Annotated in this window: 2 protein-coding genes; both read left to right on the forward strand. The window is 72.1% G+C overall.

Features of this window, described 5'->3' with window-relative positions:
• Positions 1-122 precede the first annotated feature (122 nt).
• Positions 123-725, forward strand: a complete 603-nt coding sequence (locus LJ221_RS19730; RefSeq protein WP_241718064.1) for a TetR/AcrR family transcriptional regulator — start codon at positions 123-125, stop codon at positions 723-725.
• 120 nt (positions 726-845) lie between these two features.
• Positions 846-3071: an MMPL family transporter gene (locus LJ221_RS19735; protein WP_241718065.1), complete on the forward strand. Its 2226-nt coding sequence runs from the start codon at positions 846-848 to the stop codon at positions 3069-3071.
• The last annotated feature ends 125 nt before the right edge of the window (positions 3072-3196 follow it).

Genomic DNA, 3196 nt, shown 5'->3' on the forward strand with positions numbered 1-3196 from the left:
CGCTCCTCGCGAGGAGCGGACGACCCGGAGAACGGGGCCGTTTCGATCCCTTTGCGTTTCGCTCCCGCGGCCCTCTACACTCCAGGTGTACGAAACCGTTTCGTTCCCGCTGGAGAGCGCACATGCCCGATCAGGCGGCCTCCGCCACACCCTCCCGCCGCACCCGGCTGACCCCGGAGCGCGAGCACGAGGTGTTCACCGCCGTGGTCGACCTGGTGCGCGAACAGGGGTACGAGGCACTGACGATGGACGCGGTGGCGACGCGCACCAAGTCCAGCAAGGCGACTCTCTACCGCCAGTGGGAGAGCAAGCCGAAGCTGGTCGCCACCGCCCTGCGCCACCTGGGCAAGAGCCACACGGAGGACGCCGACACCGGTTCCCTGACCGGAGACCTGCGGCGGATGGTGAGTGACTTCATCTGCCACGCCTCCGAGGACACCGCCCTGCTGAACGGTCTGGCACACGCCGTCTCCAAGGACCCCGAACTGTGGCAGGCCCTGTACGAGCTGCACATCCGGCCCGGCCTGGAGGCGTTCGACGCCGCCGTGCACAGAGCCGCCGAACGCGGAGAGGTGGATCCCGCCAACCCGGCGATCGAGTTCGTCCCGCACCTGATCATCGGGGCGCTGGGCACCCGCAGGCTGATCGAGAACCGGGACGCGGACGCCGCGTACATGGAGCGCTATCTGAACGCGGTCGTCCTCCCCTCGCTCGGCCTGGCCTGACCGGCCGGCCGGCCCCGCACGGTACGAACCCGGCGGGCCGGTCCGGGCGGACCGCGCCGGCCCCAGAACCCCCCGTCCTTTCCGAGTCCCATCCCTCCCCAACCAGGAGTCCTCACTCTCATGGCCACGTTCCTGTACCGGCTCGGCCGCCTCGCCTTCCGGCGGCGCGGGCTGGTCGCCCTGTTGTGGGTGGCGGTGCTGGCGGTCACAGGCGGCCTCGCCGCCTCCGCCTCGTCGGCGGCCTCCGGCAACATCACCATCCCCGGCACCGAGGCGCAGAAGGCGTTCGAGCTGCTGGAGGATCGTTTCCCCGGCAGCAGCCCCGACGGCGCCACCGCCCGGGTCGTCTTCAAGGCGCCCGACGGCGAGAAGATCACCGCCCCGGAGAACTCGGCCGCCGTCGGCGAGGTCGTCGCACAGCTGACGGAGGGCGAGCAGGTCCAGCAGGCCGTCGACCCCTTCCAGGCCCGCGCCGTCAGCCCCGACCAGACCATCGCCTACTCCCAGGTCAGCTACGAGGTCTCCGGCTTCGAGCTGACCGAGGAGTCGCGCGACGCGCTCAAGGCCGCCGCCGAGGACGGCCGGGAGGCCGGACTGACGGTGGAGATCGGCGGTGACGCGCTGGCGGCGATCCCGCACACCGGCGCCGCCGAGGTGATCGGCGTGGCCATCGCCGCGATCGTGCTGCTGATCACCTTCGGCTCCCTGGTCGCCGCCGGGCTGCCGCTGCTCACCGCCCTGGTCGGAGTCGGCATCACCGTCGCGGTCATCACCGCCGTGACCGTGCCCTTCGACCTCAACACCACCACCCCGATCCTGGCGACGATGATCGGCCTGGCCGTCGGCATCGACTACGCGCTGTTCATCGTCTCCCGTTACCGCGCCGAACTCTCCGAGGGCCGCGAGCCCCTGGAGGCCGTCGGCCGCGCCACGGGGACGGCCGGCTCGGCGGTGGTCTTCGCCGGTCTGACCGTCGTCATCGCCCTGGTCGGCCTGTCTGTGGTCAACATCCCGATCCTGACCAAGATGGGTCTGGCCGCCGGCGGCTCGGTCGTCCTGGCCGTGCTGGTCGCCCTGACCCTGATACCCGCCCTGCTCGGCTTCGCCGGGCAGAAGGTCCTGCCCCGCAAGCAGCGCGCGAAGGCCGGCGAGGACGGCGGGACGGCCGCGACCGCCGAGGCCAGGGAGGGCGCGGGCAGCCGCTGGGCCCGCTTCGTGCTGCGCCGCCCGGTCGCGGTGCTGCTGGTGAGCGTCGTCGGGCTCGGCCTGCTGGCCGTGCCCGCCAAGGACCTCCAGCTGAACCTGCCCGACGACGGCTCCCAGCCCACCAGCACCACCCAGCGCCGCGCCTACGACCTGATCGCCGAGGGCTTCGGTCCCGGCACCAACGGCCCGCTGATCGTGACCGTGGACGCCCGGGGCAGCGACGACCCCGAGGCCGCCGCCGGGTCCACCGCCGAGAGGCTCCAGGGCCTGGACGGGGTCGCCGCCGCGATGCCCCCCACGTTCAACGAGGCCGGCGACACCGCGATGATCACCGTCATCCCGAAGTCCGCGCCCAGCAGCGCCGCGACCGAGGACCTGGTCCACGGCATCCGTGCACAGGCCGACGGCATGGCCGAGACCACCGGCGCGAGCGTCCTGGTCACCGGGCAGACCGCCATGGCCATCGACGTCTCGCAGAAGATGGACGACGCCCTGGCGCCCTATCTGGTCCTCGTGGTCGGCCTGGCGTTCCTGCTGCTGATCGTGGTGTTCCGCTCGATCCTGGTCCCGCTCAAGGCCGCGCTGGGCTTCCTGCTCTCGGTGGTCGCGGCCCTCGGCTCGGTCGTGGCGGTCTTCCAGTGGGGCTGGCTGGCCGATGTCTTCGGCGTGGAGCAGACCGGCCCGGTCATGAGCCTGATGCCGATCCTCATGGTCGGCCTGGTCTTCGGTCTGGCCATGGACTACGAGGTCTTCCTCGTGACCCGGATGCGCGAGGCCCACGTCCACGGCGAGACCCCGCACGAGTCGGTCGTCACCGGCTTCAAACTGGGGGCGCGCGTGGTGAGCGCGGCGGCGCTGATCATGATCAGCGTCTTCGCCGGGTTCATCGGCTCCTCCGAGTCGATGATCAAGATGATCGGCTTCGGTCTGGCCGTCGCCGTCCTCTTCGACGCCTTCGTGATCCGCATGGCCGTCGTCCCGGCCGTCCTGGCGCTGCTGGGCAGGTCCGCCTGGTGGCTGCCGGGCTGGCTGGACAAGGTCGTGCCCAGCGTCGACGTCGAGGGCGAGAAGCTCCAGCGCGAACTGAACGGCTCCGCCGCCAAGGCGGAGGAGCGCGAGCCGGTCGCCGCGCGCGACTGAGCCGCACCACGACCCGGGGCCGCCGGCGCGCGAGCGGAAGGCGCGGCGGCTCCGGCCGCACCGGCCCGTGGGGACGGGGACCGGTGCGGCATCCGGGGCCCGGCAGCGGTCCTCCCGCGAGGGAG

It is taken from the genome of Streptomyces sp. CNQ085, from assembly GCF_022614595.1.
GTDB lineage: Bacteria > Actinomycetota > Actinomycetes > Streptomycetales > Streptomycetaceae > Streptomyces.